At 41.9% G+C, this 16,971-nt stretch carries 14 protein-coding genes; 7 read left to right on the top strand and 7 right to left on the bottom strand.

The features are described 5' to 3' along the window. Positions 1-43 precede the first annotated feature (43 nt). Together ettA and IRJ18_RS12715 are read right to left on the bottom strand one after the other, a co-directional pair. Complete coding sequence (gene ettA / locus IRJ18_RS12720) at positions 44-1,723, bottom strand: energy-dependent translational throttle protein EttA (protein ID WP_194106572.1); 1,680 nt, start codon at positions 1,721-1,723, stop codon at positions 44-46. Positions 1,724-1,793: 70 nt separating this feature from the next. After that, positions 1,794-2,219, bottom strand: a complete 426-nt coding sequence (locus tag IRJ18_RS12715; protein WP_194106571.1) for a GNAT family N-acetyltransferase — start codon at positions 2,217-2,219, stop codon at positions 1,794-1,796. Positions 2,220-2,655: 436 nt separating this feature from the next. Here IRJ18_RS12715 and IRJ18_RS12710 point away from each other — a divergent pair, with 436 nt between their 5' ends. After that, positions 2,656-5,193, top strand: coding sequence for an ATP-dependent Clp protease ATP-binding subunit (locus IRJ18_RS12710; protein ID WP_194106570.1), 2,538 nt, complete (start codon positions 2,656-2,658; stop codon positions 5,191-5,193). 90 nt (positions 5,194-5,283) lie between these two features. Here IRJ18_RS12710 and yihA read toward each other — a convergent pair whose 3' ends face one another. Together yihA and IRJ18_RS12700 are read right to left on the bottom strand one after the other, a co-directional pair. Continuing rightward, the gene (yihA, locus tag IRJ18_RS12705; protein ID WP_194106569.1) at positions 5,284-5,904 is read right to left on the bottom strand and encodes a ribosome biogenesis GTP-binding protein YihA/YsxC; all 621 of its coding nucleotides are present in this window, start codon (positions 5,902-5,904) and stop codon (positions 5,284-5,286) included. A 100-nt stretch (positions 5,905-6,004) separates the two neighbouring features. Further along, positions 6,005-8,776 (bottom strand): TonB-dependent receptor, encoded by a 2,772-nt coding sequence (locus tag IRJ18_RS12700; RefSeq protein WP_194106568.1) that lies wholly within the window; start codon positions 8,774-8,776, stop codon positions 6,005-6,007. Between the two features lie 188 nt (positions 8,777-8,964). On the opposite strand from IRJ18_RS12700, the gene IRJ18_RS12695 reads away from it, so the two are divergent. From IRJ18_RS12695 to IRJ18_RS12685, 3 genes are all read left to right on the top strand, one after another. Further along, on the top strand, positions 8,965-9,756 hold the full coding sequence (locus IRJ18_RS12695) for a helix-turn-helix domain-containing protein (protein ID WP_194106567.1): 792 nt from the start codon (positions 8,965-8,967) through the stop codon (positions 9,754-9,756). 81 nt (positions 9,757-9,837) lie between these two features. After that, entirely contained in the window at positions 9,838-10,326 is a 489-nt protein-coding gene (locus IRJ18_RS12690; protein WP_194106566.1) for a VOC family protein, read from the top strand. A gap of 66 nt (positions 10,327-10,392) precedes the next feature. After that, the gene (locus IRJ18_RS12685; protein ID WP_194106565.1) at positions 10,393-12,213 is read left to right on the top strand and encodes a DNA polymerase III subunit gamma/tau; all 1,821 of its coding nucleotides are present in this window, start codon (positions 10,393-10,395) and stop codon (positions 12,211-12,213) included. A gap of 14 nt (positions 12,214-12,227) precedes the next feature. Here IRJ18_RS12685 and IRJ18_RS12680 read toward each other — a convergent pair whose 3' ends face one another. The 3 genes from IRJ18_RS12680 to IRJ18_RS12670 form a co-directional block, all read right to left on the bottom strand. Beyond that, positions 12,228-13,157 carry a hypothetical protein gene (locus IRJ18_RS12680; protein ID WP_194106564.1) on the bottom strand — a complete coding sequence of 310 codons (930 nt, stop codon included), beginning with the start codon at positions 13,155-13,157 and terminating at the stop codon, positions 12,228-12,230. A gap of 141 nt (positions 13,158-13,298) precedes the next feature. Further along, positions 13,299-13,745, bottom strand: a complete 447-nt coding sequence (locus IRJ18_RS12675) for a hypothetical protein (protein WP_194106563.1) — start codon at positions 13,743-13,745, stop codon at positions 13,299-13,301. Positions 13,746-13,871: 126 nt separating this feature from the next. Continuing rightward, positions 13,872-14,552: a hypothetical protein gene (locus IRJ18_RS12670; RefSeq protein WP_194106562.1), complete on the bottom strand. Its 681-nt coding sequence runs from the start codon at positions 14,550-14,552 to the stop codon at positions 13,872-13,874. Between the two features lie 173 nt (positions 14,553-14,725). On the opposite strand from IRJ18_RS12670, the gene IRJ18_RS12665 reads away from it, so the two are divergent. The 3 genes from IRJ18_RS12665 to IRJ18_RS12655 all read left to right on the top strand — a co-directional run bounded on the left by IRJ18_RS12665 (position 14,726) and on the right by IRJ18_RS12655 (position 16,929). After that, positions 14,726-15,955 carry an NADP-dependent isocitrate dehydrogenase gene (locus IRJ18_RS12665; protein ID WP_194106561.1) on the top strand — a complete coding sequence of 410 codons (1,230 nt, stop codon included), beginning with the start codon at positions 14,726-14,728 and terminating at the stop codon, positions 15,953-15,955. 107 nt (positions 15,956-16,062) lie between these two features. Beyond that, positions 16,063-16,527 (top strand): hypothetical protein, encoded by a 465-nt coding sequence (locus IRJ18_RS12660; RefSeq protein ID WP_194106560.1) that lies wholly within the window; start codon positions 16,063-16,065, stop codon positions 16,525-16,527. Positions 16,528-16,629: 102 nt separating this feature from the next. Continuing rightward, positions 16,630-16,929 carry a hypothetical protein gene (locus tag IRJ18_RS12655; protein WP_194106559.1) on the top strand — a complete coding sequence of 100 codons (300 nt, stop codon included), beginning with the start codon at positions 16,630-16,632 and terminating at the stop codon, positions 16,927-16,929. Positions 16,930-16,971: the final 42 nt, after the last annotated feature.

Below are 16,971 nucleotides of genomic sequence, written 5' to 3'. Positions count from 1 at the left end.
TTAAGCCATTTCGCAATTGGCATTCCGCCTTTCGCCTTTAAAATTATCCTAATTTTTTATACCTGATCCTTTTCGGCGCGACATCACCCAGGCGTTTTTTGCGATTCTCTTCGTAATCGCTGTAGTTGCCTTCAAAGAAGTAAACTTCCGAGTTACCCTCAAAGGCCAGGATATGGGTACAGATCCGGTCGAGGAACCAGCGGTCGTGACTGATAATTACCGCACAGCCGGCAAAGTTTTCCAATGCTTCTTCCAGCGAACGTAAAGTGTTCACGTCAATATCGTTGGTAGGCTCATCCAGCAGGAGCACGTTCGATCCTTTTTTTAGGGTGATAGACAGGTGTACCCTGTTACGCTCACCGCCCGACAGTACGCCAACCTTCTTTTGCTGATCAGCGCCGTTAAAGTTAAAGCGCGATACATAAGCCCGTGAGTTTAGCGGACGGTTACCCAGCATTATGGTTTCGTTGCCGCCGGTAATGTTTTCCCAAACTGATTTCTCTGGGTCAAGGTCATCGTGCATCTGGTCAACATATCCTAAAGCTACCGTTTCGCCTACGCGGAACGTGCCTTTGTCGGGTTGTTCCTGCCCGGTAATCAGGCGGAACAGCGTGGTTTTACCCGCACCGTTGGGCCCAATGATACCCACAATACCCGCCGGTGGTAACGAGAAGCTTAGGTTCTCAAACAATACTTTATCCCCATAGGCTTTAGTTACGTCAGTAGCTTCTATCACCACATTTCCCAAACGCGGCCCTGGTGGGATGAACAGCTCCAGTTTTTCTTCGCGTTCCTTACCTTCCTCGCTGGCCAGTTTTTCGTAGTTGGCTAAACGCGCCTTGCCTTTAGCATGCCGGGCTTTAGGGGCCATACGGGCCCATTCCAATTCGCGTTCTAAGGTTTTCTGGCGTTTGCTTTCGGTTTTTTCTTCCTGGGCTAAGCGTTTGGCTTTCTGGTCAAGCCATGATGAGTAGTTGCCTTTCCATGGGATACCTTCGCCGCGGTCAAGCTCTAAGATCCAGCCGGCCACGTTATCAAGGAAGTAACGGTCGTGAGTTACGGCAATAACGGTGCCTGCATATTGTTTCAAATGCTGCTCCAGCCAGTCAATAGACTCAGCGTCTAAGTGGTTGGTGGGCTCATCCAGCAATAATACATCAGGCTGCTGTAGCAATAAGCGGCATAGCGCCACGCGGCGGCGCTCCCCACCCGAAAGTACCGATATTTTTGTGTCAGGTTCAGGGCAGCGCAGGGCATCCATCGCACGTTCCAGTTTGGTATCCAGTTCCCAGGCGTTTACGGCATCAATTTTATCTTGTAATTCCCCCTGGCGCGCCATTAATTTGTCCATCGCATCGAGATCGCTATAAACCTCTTCTAACCCAAATTTCTCGTTGATCTCCTCATACTCTTTCAGGATGGCGGTGATTTCAGACACGCCTTCTTCCACTACTTCGCGTACGGTTTTGTTTGGGTCAAGCTCGGGTTCCTGGGCCAGGTAGCCCACGGTGTAACCGGGCGAGAATACCACTTCGCCCTGGTAGCTTTTATCCAAGCCGGCAATAATTTTTAATACAGATGATTTACCCGATCCGTTTAAACCAATAACGCCAATTTTAGCGCCATAGAAAAACGACAGGTATATATTTTTTAAGACTTGCTTTTGCGGCGGATATATCTTGCTGACACCCGCCATTGAAAATATGATCTTCTCGTCGGCCATGTAGATTTTATTTAGTGCGGCAAATATAGGGGATTTAGTGATTAGAGATTAGGTTAGGCAAAGGATATAATTAACCCAATTCCATCTCCAATATCGGAAATGCCTGCCCGTAATCATCAGTATCCCGGCGACTTGTAATTTTAAACCCCATATGCTGGTAAAAGCCAATCGCTTGCGGGTTTTGTTCGTTCACTTCAACTTTACGCGCACCGTGTTCATTTATGGCATAATTTACCAACATTTTGCCAATGCCCTTGCCGAATACATTAGGATGCAGGAATAGCATGGCTATTTCGTCGCCGGTTAAGCCCAGCATACCGGCTATAATGTTATTATCGCTGACAATATAAACTTGTATACTTTCAAATATTCCCGGCAACATAGGTTTAATGCGCCAGATATCCTCTTCGGTTAAAAAATGGTGAGTAGCGCGTACGGAAGCCTCCCAAAGCGCGGCCATTTCGGGATAATTGGCAGGGGTAGGTTGCTGTATCATGTGATTATATATAATGGTTTTGTAGAAAAAGCAACACATTCCTTACATCAGACTAATAAAAACCAACCCCTTATCGTTAGCCTCTGATTGTTAATCCTGAAAACTACTATGCCTAATTGGCAGGTATTATGACTAATTGCCTATAATGTTGCATAAATAGCTGATGCAGGCAACGTTATTAAACTTATTAAGGTAATTATTATCAAACTGTTAACTGAAAATTGCCATTTAATTAATAAATTACACACATTATATGCTGCTGATATGCTAAAAAGCCTTTATTTAGCGGCGTGATGTGTAAAATGCATCATCTGATTGTCTGATTTCAGCGTATGCAAATTATTGGCAATATTGTTGATAATTATTATTCGAATGTCGCTAATCAAAAAAAAACTAATTTATAGATTAGGACGTTCATTATTTATGAAAGGTATATATGGAAGCTAAATTTTCGCCACGGGTTAAAGACGTTATTACATATAGCAGAGAGGAGGCCTTACGCCTTGGGCATGACTATATTGGAACCGAGCATTTATTACTGGGGCTTATTCGCGATGGCGACGGCGTTGCCATTAAATTACTGAGAGGATTGAACGTGGATACCGCTAAACTGCGCCGTGCTGTGGAAGATGCCGTAAAAGGCACTACCGGTACAAACGTGCACATTGGCAGCATACCTTTAACCAAACAGGCCGAAAAAGTTTTAAAGATCACTTATCTGGAAGCAAAAATATTTAAAAGCGATGTAATTGGTACCGAGCATTTATTGCTCTCTATTTTACGCGACGAGGATAATATTGCATCACAGCTATTGTTACAGTTTAATGTTAACTATGAAATATTTAAACACGAAGTAGACGCGCACAAGAACAATGTGACCGACGAAATGCCGGGTTCGCCAACTGGCGGGGATGATGACTTTAAAGAAGAGGAATCATTTAGCCAGCCTAAAAAGGTGAGCGACATTAAATCGAAAACACCGGTGCTGGACAACTTTGGCCGCGATTTAACCAAAGCTGCCGAAGAAGGCCGCCTGGATCCGATTGTTGGCCGGGAGAAAGAAATTGAACGTGTTTCACAAATATTATCGCGCCGTAAAAAGAACAATCCTATTTTAATAGGTGAGCCGGGCGTGGGTAAAAGCGCTATTGCTGAAGGCTTGGCGCTGCGCATTGTACAGCGTAAAGTATCACGTGTGCTGTTCAACAAACGTGTGGTTACGCTTGATCTTGCATCACTGGTGGCAGGCACTAAATACCGCGGCCAGTTTGAGGAGCGGATGAAAGCCGTAATGAACGAGCTGGAAAAATCTCCGGATGTGATATTGTTTATTGATGAGATCCACACCATTGTGGGTGCCGGCGGTGCTTCAGGTTCGCTGGATGCATCCAATATGTTTAAACCGGCTTTGGCCAGGGGAGAGATCCAATGCATCGGCGCGACTACTTTAGATGAGTACCGCCAGTATATTGAAAAGGATGGCGCATTAGACCGCCGTTTCCAAAAAGTAATGGTTGAACCGGCCACGCCCGAAGAAACTGTAGAAATACTAACCCGTATTAAAGAGAAATATGAGGAGCATCACGGTGTAACTTATACTGACGAGGCTATCAACGCATGCGTAACTTTAACTACCCGTTATATTACCGACAGGTTTTTACCGGACAAGGCTATTGATGCGCTGGATGAATCAGGTTCGCGTGTGCACCTGACCAATATTCATGTTCCGCAGGAAATTTTGGATATTGAGCAAAAGATAGAGCAGATCAAAATCGAAAAAAACAAAGTTGTACGCAGCCAGAAATACGAGGAAGCGGCTAAACTGCGTGATACCGAGAAACATTTGCTTGAAGAATTAGAACAGGCTAAAGCTGTGTGGGAAGCCGAAACAAAATCTAAACGTTACACCGTAACTGAAGATAATGTGGCAGAGGTAGTAGCGATGATGACCGGTATACCGGTACAAAAGGTTGGCCAGGCCGATAGTCAGAAATTGCTGCATATGGCTGAAAACATCGGCAGTAAAATTATTGGCCAGGAAGACGCTATTAAGAAACTTACCCGTGCTATACAACGTACCCGTGCTGGTTTGAAAGACCCTAAAAAACCAATTGGTTCGTTCATATTTTTAGGCCCTACAGGTGTTGGTAAAACCGAGTTGGCTAAAGAGCTTGCCCGTTTTATGTTCGATACCGAAGATGCCCTGATACAAATTGACATGAGCGAATACATGGAGAAATTCGCGGTATCACGTTTGGTGGGTGCGCCTCCGGGCTATGTGGGTTATGAAGAAGGCGGACAATTAACAGAAAAGGTGCGCCGTAAACCATATGCAGTTGTATTGCTGGACGAGATTGAGAAAGCCCACCCTGATGTATTCAATATTCTTTTACAGGTGCTGGATGAAGGTCAATTGACCGACTCATTGGGCCGTAAAGTCGATTTCAGGAATGCTATTATCATCATGACATCAAACATTGGCGCCCGTCAGTTGAAAGACTTTGGTCAGGGTGTTGGTTTTGGGACAGCTGCCATGAGCAAACAGGTAGATACCCATTCGCGTGGAGTTATTGAGAATGCTTTAAAACGTGCTTTCGCCCCCGAATTTTTAAACCGTATAGATGATGTGATCGTATTTAACTCACTGGGTAAAGAAGAGATATTCAAAATTATCGATATCGAACTTTCAGCTTTGTTTAGCAGAGTAAGCGGCCTGGGTTACCAGATCGTATTAACCGATGCGGCTAAGGAGTTTGTTGCCGATAAAGGTTTCGATTCTCAATTTGGCGCCCGTCCGTTAAAACGTGCTATCCAGAAATACCTGGAAGAGCCTATTGCCGAAGAAATATTAAAAGGAGAACTGGTTGATGGCGACCTGATGGAAGTTGACTTTGATAAAGAAGCCAATGAAATTAAGATCAACGTGAAATCATCCGGCGAAAACAAAAAGCCAAAAGAAAAAGCACAGGAATAATACCTATTGACTTTTAAGATAACAAAACGCCCCCGATATATCGGGGGCGTTTTTTGTATGATAAAGCTGTTGTTTGAAAAGAGGGATGACTTAAAATTGCTTATAATCAGGCACTTCAAAATTCTTATTGATGCCATCAATAAAGTTCAGTACCTCGTCTTTACCTAAACCGGTTTCAGACGATGTGATAAAAATATCGGGGACTTCCTCAAAGGTGGCCAGCAGGGCCTTGCGGAATTTCGCAATGTTCTGATCGGTTTTGGTAGCCGATTGCTTGTCGGCCTTGGTGAAGATGAGCGCGAAAGGGAGGCCCTTTTCGCCCAACATATTGCAAAATTCCAAATCAATTTTTTGTGGCTCAAGCCTGCTGTCAATTAATACCATTACGCATTGCAGGCTTTCGCGCTTATTCAGGTAATTGCGAATAAATTTGTCCCAATCTTCCTTTTTGCTTTTTGATATGCGCGCGTAACCATAGCCCGGCAGATCGACCAGGTACCAGTTATCGTTAATAATAAAATGGTTGATCAGTTGTGTTTTGCCAGGGGTTTGTGAAGTTTTAGCCAGCCCTTTTTTCTGCACCAGCATATTAATAAGCGATGATTTACCCACGTTCGAGCGGCCTATAAAGGCATACTCAGGTTTTACCGGCGGCGGTAATTTTGATATCTGGGTATTGCTGCAAACAAACTCTGCTGATTTAATGATCATGAGGCAAAGGTACTAATTACAGGTTAGAGATTAGTAATTAGAGATCAGGTGTAATTATCAGCGAAAACCTAATCTCTAATCTTCAACCTAATTTTTTAACTTACCTCATCCGTCCAAAGTTGAGTGCTGGTTTCGGTTCGTCTTTGTACGATGCCTTGTTAAATTTGAATAACAGCGTGATCATTAAATAACGGCGCACTATTTCAGTTTGGTTATCGTTGATGCTGTTATAACTGATAAAGCGGGTGTTAGTAATGCTTTGGTTTAAAATATCATAGCAGGAAAGCTTGATCTCTGCGCGGTCTTTTTTCAGGAATTGGCGAGCCAGCGAGAGGTTTAACAAGTTGCTGCTTTTTTGAAAGCCGGGTGCCACCTGTGGGTTGTAATAATAATTGTAGGTTCCGTCGATGTTAAATTTCTTCGGCAAAAAGAAGGTAAACTGCGCATCAAAATTATGTGTAAGGTTGCTTTGGCTGTTATTGTTAACCCCTTTATAATTGGTATAAACTTCGCTAAGCGTGTATTCCGGGTCAAATTGGATAATATCCTTGTAGTTTAATGACATACGCTGGGTGAAGCCTACACGGTAGTTATTCTGATAGCCGTCCTGCTGGTTCAGTACAAAAAAATCGTGGTTGGTTGATAAATTGAGCGAGCTGTTAAAATTTAGCTGCACATTCTTCCATTTTTTAATTTGCTTTCCAACTGATCCACTGACGTTATAACTATATCGCCCATCGCGGTTGATAGGCGTACTGGTTTCAATTAATTGCGATGTTTGCGTAACCTTCCTTAAAATGCTGTTCTTTTCAAAATTAGCACCGGCGTTGAAATACAAGTTAAAGCCTTTTTGCCAGTTATACTTGCGGTAACTCAATCCAAACGAATGCCTTAAAGTCGGTTTCAGATCAGGGTTGCCGGTTACTGAATATTGCGGGCTGAACACCACGGTATAAGGTATCATATCGCCAATATTTGGTAGCTGTATACTGCTGTTGTAATTGAAATTATAATAGCTATAAGTTATGCTGGCGCTGGGCAGGGTGTAAAAATAATTCTTATCAATGTTTGAAAAACCCCTGTTAAAAATATTGGTAACCTGCTGCGCCTGGGGACTTACATGGGCTTGCACATTAAATCCTTTTTGGTTATCAAAGGTTAGGCCAGTACTCGCGCTTTCGGTCCAGCTGTGGCGGGTAAGGTCACTGCTTTTCATCAGCAAAAAGCTATCGTGCTGGCCGGTTACCGGGTTATAATCATAGGTTGATACCTTATCAACTCCCAAGCTGTACTGTTCGTTGGTACTGATGTCAACGGTCAGTTTTTTGCTTACTGGCGTGCGGTAGCTCACATTTACATTCCCGTTACCATTGCGGTTAACCGTGTTGTTTTCCTGCCTGTATACGTAGGATGGAAACGTAGCTGTGTACGATGTAAAGTTCTGGTTATCTAAACCGGTACCTGTACCCGGGTTGTAGGAAATGTTGTGATTAATATTAAACGATGAGCCCTTTTTCTTCAATTGTTTATTATAACTTAACGAGTGCTGGAAGGATAACGTATTATTGCTGGAATTACCGTTATTGACCGAATTATTAATTGGATTTACAAAATTGGTATAACTACTGGCTGTACTCATATTTTCCCCGGTATTATTCATGATATTGAGGCTGGGGCTATAGATCAGTTGCGTAGCCATATTGGGGCGCCAGGTTAAGGTACCGGTTATGATATGCGAATCGTTTTTGGCTGTGCTGTTGCTAATGGCATTGGTAGTAGTAGTGGTATCGGCTAAAAACTGCTGGCGGTTATTTCTTGAATCGTTTATAGTATTAGTGTGCTTATATAAATAAGACAGGTTCATTTTAAATTTCTTACCATAATCGGTATTAATGTTTATGCCCGCGACTGAAGCTGTTTGTTTACCCGCTGCGCCCAGGCCCGAACGGAAGCCAAAACCGCCAATGCCACCACGATAAAAGGCATCGCCGCCACGGTTCAGGCCACCATTGTTGTAAAGGTCGTTAAAGTCAAAACCCGTGCTATTCAGGTTATTAGTATAGCCCAATAAACTTACCTGCAAGGTATCCCTGAACATGTTGAACAACCCGCCGGTCTGGTAATGGTCCTGCGTACCTTCACCTCCGTATATCTTCCCAAAAATGCTTTTCCGCAGCACCTTTTTAAATTTCAGGTTGATGATCTTGTTAACGTTATTTTCCGGGATTAAATGGTCGGGGTCATTTTCGCGGTCATCATAAACCTGTACTTTAGCTATCATATCGGCATCCAGGTTTTTTGTGGCCATACGGATATCGCTGGAGAAAAACTCGCGGCCATCTACCAATACTTTGGTCACATCCTTACCCATTACTGTGATCTTACCCTTATTGGTTACCTCAACGCCCGGTAATTTTTTCAGCAGATCTTCAACCACCGCATTGGGCCGCACTTTAAAGGCGGCAGCATCAAACTCAATCGTATCCTTGCGGATCACAATGGGCATGCGCTCACCTTTTATCACTACCTCGTTCAGTTCCCTGGGGTTTAATTGTACGTTACCCATATTTAATAGCTGGTTTTTAATCAGGGTAAAAAACCTGATGTGTGATTTATAGCCGACAAAGGAAACAACCACTTTTAAAGGCACACCCGTGGGCAGGTTCCGTAATTCATATTCGCCATCCTTGTTAGTTTGCGCGTATGAAATTAATGCCGCAGCGGTGGTGTCCTTAGCATGCAGTATGGCTACTGTAGCCAATTCTACAGGTGTTTTGTTTATCGAGTCGGTTACTTTTCCTTTTATGGCGGCTTTTTGCGCATAGCCTGTTAGCACGGAAAACAGGAATAGGGGTATTAATAACTTATACATAGTAACTATAAGGTTAGTTGTTTCTCAAATGTGTACAATTAATTTTGATTAATGCCATGCTGTTAACATACGTTAACTATTATTTAGAGTAATTAACAGGAAGAAACAAATGCCGTGTAAATGCCGTAAGGTGGGTTTTCTTAATTTGAGAGTTGATGTTTAAGTTTGATCATCAATAAAAAAAAGAAATGAAACAACCAGACTTAGGCAAGCAAATTGCAGCTTTACGCACAAACCGGGGACTTACCCAGCAGGAACTGGCCGATAACTGTAAAATAAATATCCGCAGCATCCAGCGTATTGAGGCAGGCGAAGTTGTGCCACGAAACTATACGATCAATCTTTTAAATACGGTATTACAAAGCAAGCTGAGTAATACAGTTAATAGTCCAAATTCAACAACCAAACCAGGTATACCCTTAAAAACAGCAATAACAGGGGGCATAGTGTTTGTAATAAATGGATTATTTGTAACGTATGATTTGATCACCAAATCGCTCAGTCCAACGCTACATCTACTTACTACTGTTATCCATATGCTAAGCTGCGTATTTTTTATACGGGGGTTTTACCTGATAGGGCAATATTATAAAAATAAGCTATTGACTTTTGGGGCAATATTAATGATGGTGCTGTTGCCGGCCATTAATTTATTATACATTTTAAAAGGTCCTGTTTCTGCTTTGGGTGAGTTATTAGCTTTTATTTTGATGAGCTTGAGTATGATATTAATGGGAGCGGGGCTACTAACTGAAGGGTTGGAATACAAAGGCAATCCATATGGCAAAATATACAAGGTTGCAGGTATAAATACCATTATTATTTCTGTTACCTACCTTAGTTTACATGTATATATTATTTATGCTGGCTTGATTGCATCGCTGCCTGCCAATATATGGCTTGTTTACTTGCTTTATCGCGAAAAAAGTAACGCAGAGAAGCCTGGCTTAGCTGATGATAAACTTGTGTTGACCTCATGATATATAAACGGATATTGTTGCAATTCTATAACACTCAATTTAATGTAATTAGCTAAATTTGATGTTTAAACATGTAATATAATGAGCAATTATAAGATACCAGCCCAAACCCGCATTGGTCATGTGCATTTAAAGGTTAGCGATTTGCAAAAATCCCTTGATTTTTATTGCGGCCAACTTGGTTTTGAATTAATGATGAAATATGGCGACCAGGCAGCGTTTATATCAGCAGGTGGGTATCATCATCATATTGGCCTGAATACCTGGTATAGTAAAGGCGCCCTACCGGCACCTGAATTTGCGCCAGGTCTGTACCATACGGCTATTTTATATCCTGAAAGGAAAGATTTGGCCATGGCTTTAAAGCGTTTGCTGGATGCGGGTTACCCCGTAACTGGTGCATCAGACCATGGTGTATCTGAAGCTATTTACCTGGATGACCCTGACGGGAACGGTGTTGAACTTTATTGGGACAGGCCAAAGGAGCAATGGCCGCTTGATGAAGCTGGGAACCTGACCATGTTTACCCGCCGTTTGGATGTGGAAGGACTGTTAGCTTTGGCGGTTTAAGTTTGCATTCCAAAAAACTGCAAACAGCCAACTTAAAACTGCAAACTTGTTATTATCTTGGTACCCGTGGAGAATTTTATTGTTTCGGCTCGCAAATACCGCCCCGCTACTTTTGAAACCGTTGTTGGTCAGCAACATATAACCAACACCCTAAAAAACGCGATCAAAAATAATCAGCTGGCGCAGGCATTTTTATTCTGCGGGCCACGTGGGGTAGGGAAAACAACATGCGCGCGTATACTGGCCAAAACCATTAATTGCGAAAACTTGCAGCCAAATGGCGAAGCCTGTGGCGAGTGTTCATCGTGCAAGTCATTTCAAAACGGAAATTCTTTTAACATTCACGAACTTGACGCGGCCAGTAATAACTCGGTTGATGATATCCGTAACCTGATAGACCAGGTACGTATACCACCACAAGGCGCTAAGTACAAGGTGTATATTATTGATGAGGTGCACATGCTATCGCAGGCGGCGTTCAATGCCTTCCTGAAAACGCTGGAAGAACCACCGCATTATGCCATTTTTATTTTAGCCACTACCGAGAAACATAAAATACTGCCTACTATACTTTCCCGTTGCCAGATATTTGACTTTAACCGTATTAAGGTTGATGATATGGCCGGGCACCTGGCATCCATTGCTACTAAGGAAAACATCAGCTACGAAGATGACGGGCTGCACATTATTGCCCAAAAAGCAGATGGCGGCCTGCGCGACGCGCTTTCGATGTTCGACCAGATCGTTAGCTTTTCGGGCGGGAAAATTACCTATAGTTCGGTTATTGATAACCTGAACATATTGGATTACGATTACTATTTCAGCATTACCGATAGCTTACTGAAAGAGGATACGGCTAAAACACTATTGCTTTTTGACGAGATACTTTCTAAAGGTTTTGATGGCGCACATTTCATCACTGGTTTAACCGCCCACCTGCGTAACCTGCTGGTAGGGAAGGATGCCAATACCCTGAAACTACTGGAAGTAAGCGAAGGCATCAGGACTAAATACTTACAGCAATCGCAAGCCACTTCGGTGTCTTTTCTCTTATCGGCTATGGCAATCGCTAATCAGTGTGATCTGAACTATCGTCTCAGTAAAAATCAGCGCCTGCAGGTTGAATTGGCCTTGCTGAAAATATGCCATCTGCCATCGGCCTTTAACATGGCCAGCATGCCTGCAACAGCAATGTCCGAAGAAGGGCAATTAAAAAAAAAACCTGATACCCCAGCAGTAGCGCCCGAGCCTGAGCAAAAAGCAACAACCCTAACCCCGCAGGCTGCTCCCCTAAATGAAATAAAAATAGCGTCTGAAGCAATTGTAAAAGAGGTAGTTGCGCCAATAAAAGTAGCGCCAGTAGTAGAAGCCGAAACTGCCGAAAAACCCAAAGCCTTTGTACCCAATGCGAATGTAAGTTCTATATCAATCAAAATCCCGTCATTTAAGGATATGGGTAAGCAGGCCGAGGAAGAAGCGGCTAAGGACGACGACCCATACCTGAAAGGCACCGATAAAGAAGACTTTACCTATGATGAGTTTTTGAAGTGCTGGAGCGATTACGCTGCCAGTATTAAAAAAGCGGGGAAAGCCATGACGCTGGTAGCCATCTTTACCGGCGACGCGCCTAAAATGCTGCAACCTTATGATTTTGAAGTAGCCGTAAACAATAAAACACAGGAAAACTGGTTCCGCGAGGAAAAACCCGATTTGCTGAACTACCTGCGTACTACCCTTAAAAACTTTGATATTACCGTAACCACCCGGGTTGATGAGCAAATGGTAAGTAAAAGGCCATACACCGCGTCAGAGAAATACCAGCATATGGCCTCAAAAAACCCACAGTTGGTTGAATTGCGGAAGCGTTTTAATTTGGATTTGGAGTAAGCGAAACAAAGGAATTATAAATCCCTCATGTATTTGTTAAGCAGTGTTTGTTTTATATATGGATTGGCTATTAATTGTACAATAAAATCAATCCGACGCCTGGCGTAGCTAATCTTTGTATTACCGCCGGTACTGGCCAGATAACTTACCTCTTCAATAACAAAATTGCTATATAACGGCGAGCATTTAAATAATACTTCATTATTCAAGTCAAAACCCTGATAAATTCGGCGTGCTATTAACTTTCTGTCGTTAAAAGTTAGTTCTTTAGTATATACGCTGTCTAATGCCGCCTGTTTGCCTTCCGGGGTGTTTAAGCTTGGATCGCCGCTGGTTAATTTTGCCAGATATATTTTCTTTTTTTCGGCATTAACCCCGTAATCTTCAAAGTACTGTAATGCATAGCTATGTGCTTTGCAATCAATATAAGCTTTTTCCAGATCGATGAAACCCGGACTAAAATCATGACCCGAAAGCATTTGCATGCTAATGGCTTTATATTGGTCAAGCCTTTTTATGAAATCGGCCGGAACAATCATATTTACTTTATCAGTTAATATATCACCATTAACTGGTAAATACCTTTGTTGTGCTTTGTTTAGCCTGGCCAGGAATTTATTTTCTGCGCTTCCATTGCCCGCGAAGTTGTAGGATACGACTCCATTTTTGGTATTCTTAGTTATAGTTAAATTGGTGCCAGGCTCAGCATAAATGTTTAACACCTCGCTATGATTAGCCAGTGTATAATAGCCAGGGCCATTTATGATACCACTGTATTTGCCATTGCTTAACGATAGATGTTTTTGAGTGAGGCCTTGCTGTTCGGCAATAAAGGTTTCGCCTTCTAAATTTTTTAATTTAATAACAAAAGAACGGGAAGTATTTTGTGATTGGGCTACATTGTAAACCAGCAAACACAGACTGGTTAATAATAGAGATCTCATTTTTGCAGGCAGGTTATTGGGGTATTTAATTTACTAACTAATGTAATAGTAAATTTATAATATGCCGCCAATAATTAAAAAGCCAATACAAATTAAAAACCCTCTCACGGTTTTATGGTGAGAGGGTTGGAGTGAGTGTTGTTATTGTTGACGTTTCCTAAATTCATCCATATCATTTTTCGGGTAACCTTCTTCGTCCAGGTCATCGCGATCATCTTCAGGCGTGTGGGCCAGGGCCTCGTCAATCGGGTCAACACCTACAATGCTGCCATCATCAATATGCATGCCTAATTCATCCACATCTGTTTCGATGCTGCGATTGTTGTCAAATTCGCCATTTACATCGTAAGGGTTAGCTTCATCATAAGTACTGCTAATGTCGTCGCCGTTTTTTACGGTTGTATCGTATGGGTCCGGGTGATCATAATCCGGGTCATCACTTGTAACATCGAATTCATAGCTGTTTTTATCAGCATTGTATTTCAGGCTTTCTGTGTCAATAGTTTCGCCAAGTTCATTTTTCAGCGTGAAATCCCTGTCCTGATCTTCATTGCTGTCAAAAGCAGGATCAAATGTATCTGGGTTCATAATAGGTTTGTTTTACTGTGTACTTATTAAACCAAGCCAAATGTAATTGGTTTTAACAAATACATAAGCGGCATAAAAAAAGCCCGTACTTGTACGGGCTAAATAATTTAAGAAGCTTGTCTTCAATTAATAGTTTATAGATTTACGATAAGAGGTATAACCGCCAATGGCAAACTTTAAACCCACAACAATCTGGCTGAAAGCATCTTTGTTGGTGCCATAGGTAATACCGTCAAAATTATCGCTCAGTACCATATTATACTGGTAGCCAATATCCAATTTTACTTTTGGTTCGCTATAGCTGTTAAAAAATTTAAACTCGTAGCCCGCCTTTAATGGGATAAATATATTGCTGCCTTTACTTTCAATAGGGCCTAAAGTTGGTTCATTAACTGTTAAGTCGGTATAAATAACACCCACACCGCCGCTGAAATAAATGTTTTTAAAAGCATTTTTAAACTGGCTTTGCGAATAATCGATTATTTCGCCCAGTTGTATCTGTGCCCTTAATGCTACCATGCTATAATTATTGGTAAACGTATAATCGCTGCCGGGTATCACTGCCGTAAGATCGCTGCCATTAAGGCCACCTATCTGCACCTCGGCTATATAGTTAATATACGGGCTATAGTTATACGTAAAGTGAACCTGCGCTGCGTAACTCGACCCTGTCTTCGCAAAATCGGTGTGGGCGCTGTTAACTGCTCCGGAAAGACCAAAATCATATTGTGCATAATTATATCCTATCTGGGCATTAGCCATCAGAAATGAAGCACATGTAAGCAGGGTAAAAATAAATTTTTTCAATAGACAAGTTTTAAGTTTAATACTAAGCAAATATGGTGCCCGATGTAAGTATCTCAAATGTATATAAATTTTTATTTCGATGGTAAAAATTCTAACGATAAATTGAAAAACGAGTAAACTCAATTTTTATATATTTGGAAAATTTTAAAAAACGGTATTCAAATAAAACAGATATGTCAAAAATTAAAGTAGCAAACCCGGTAGTTGAACTGGATGGCGATGAGATGACCCGCATTATATGGCAGTTTATTAAGGATAAATTGATTTTACCTTATTTAGAACTTGACATTAAATATTATGATCTTGGGGTTGAGTATCGTGATGAAACTAACGACCAGGTGACTATTGATGCAGCTAACGCGATTAAACAATACGGTGTTGGTATAAAATGCGCCACTATTACGCCAGATGAGGAGCGTGTAAAAGAATTTGGATTGAAACAAATGTGGAAATCGCCAAACGGCACTATCCGTAATATTTTAGATGGTACCGTTTTTCGCGAACCGATTGTAATGAGCAACGTGCCACGTTTAGTTCCAAACTGGACAGCGCCTATCTGCATTGGCCGTCACGCTTTTGGCGACCAGTACCGTGCTACCGATTTTGTTACTAAAGGCAAAGGAAAGCTAACCATTACTTTTACTCCTGAAGATGGTGGTGCCGAGCAATCGTTCGAAGTATTTAACTTTAAAGGTGACGGTGTTGCTTTGGCTATGTATAATACCGACGAGTCTATCCGTGGTTTTGCACATGCTTGCTTTAATCAGGCTTTAATGAAAGGCTGGCCGTTATACCTGTCAACCAAAAATACCATCCTGAAAAAATACGATGGCCGTTTTAAAGACATTTTTGAAGAGATCTATCAAAATGAATATAAAGCCAAATTTGCTGCAGCGGGTATCACTTACGAACACCGTCTGATTGATGACATGGTGGCCTCGGCCTTAAAGTGGAATGGCAACTTTGTTTGGGCTTGTAAAAACTACGACGGCGACGTACAAAGCGACACCGTAGCACAAGGTTTTGGATCATTAGGTTTAATGACTTCAACTTTGGTTACTCCTGATGGTAAAACAATGGAAGCTGAAGCTGCCCATGGTACCGTAACCCGTCACTATCGCGAGCACCAGAAAGGCAACCCAACTTCAACCAACCCAATCGCATCAATCTTCGCATGGACTCGTGGTTTAGAATTCCGTGGTATATTAGATAACAACCAGGAATTGATTGACTTTTGCAAAACTTTAGAGCAGGTTTGTATTGAAACTGTTGAAAGCGGCAAAATGACCAAAGATTTGGCCATCACCATTAAACCCAAAGTTGAACATGGTACCGATTACCTGTACACCGAAGAGTTTTTGGAAGCGATTAACGAGAATTTGAAAGCGAAATTAGCGAAGTAATAATCGCTAAATATATGAAGCCCTTGTTAGCAATAACAAGGGCTTTTTTGTTTGTATTGTAGCGAAATGATTAGTGAAGTCGTAATCATATTAAACCAAGGATTAAAATGATGAAAAACTTTAACCTGCTCACTTTTGCCGCGCTGATTTTATTTACAATACTGTTAATAAACGCCTGCGATAATAAATGCGCCAACATAGCATGTATTACTGCGCCTCCCAGCTTAACGCTTGAAATACGGGATAATCAGGGCCGCGATTTGTTAAATCCCGCTACGCCTAATCATTATGATACGCTTAAGATACACCAATTGAATGGCAACGCCATTAGAATAATCCCAGCCGGCGTTTTCCCCATTAATAAAGAACGTATTAAAATATTAGTGGGCTGGGTAGCAGGTGATAATACATCATACCTAAAACTAACCGAAACCGACCAGGATACTATTCGGACTAACTTTGTAAAAACTACCAGTAATTGCTGTAGTAGTTTTAATCTGTCGGCATTTAGTTATAATGATAAGGCCTACACCGATTCATTAACCAGCCGGTATTTTCTTATTACAAAATAACAAACATCAGGTTGAGGTGATGTTTTGTTTGCCCATCCGTTATGCGGATGGGCTTTTTTGTAACCTGAGGGGATGAGTAAGCGTCATACGGCACAAAAAATTATGCAACTTAAATTTTCTTTTCGCTTTGCAGTAGCTTTTATGGCCGCTGTATTTGTATTGGGGCAACTGCACGAATTGGCCCACCTCACCGCAGCATATTTCATAACAGGCAAGCCCGGTCACCAGGCCGATTTTAACCTGTGGACATTATGCGATGGTTGTGAAACCGGGCCATATAACTATTTGGCAACTATGGCCGGCCCTATATTTAGCTATCTACTTATTTGGGCCGGTTATTGTATACTTAAATGGGGCAATAAAGATTTATGGAGCGCCGCGTTTTATACTCATATTAGCTAACCTGCCCTTTGCCCGCATATTTACGGCTGCAATGGGTGGGGG

Origin of the sequence: Mucilaginibacter boryungensis, from assembly GCF_015221995.1 — a bacterium.
In the GTDB taxonomy this organism is placed as follows: domain Bacteria; phylum Bacteroidota; class Bacteroidia; order Sphingobacteriales; family Sphingobacteriaceae; genus Mucilaginibacter; species Mucilaginibacter boryungensis.
This window is presented reverse-complemented; position numbering and strand designations above follow the sequence as displayed.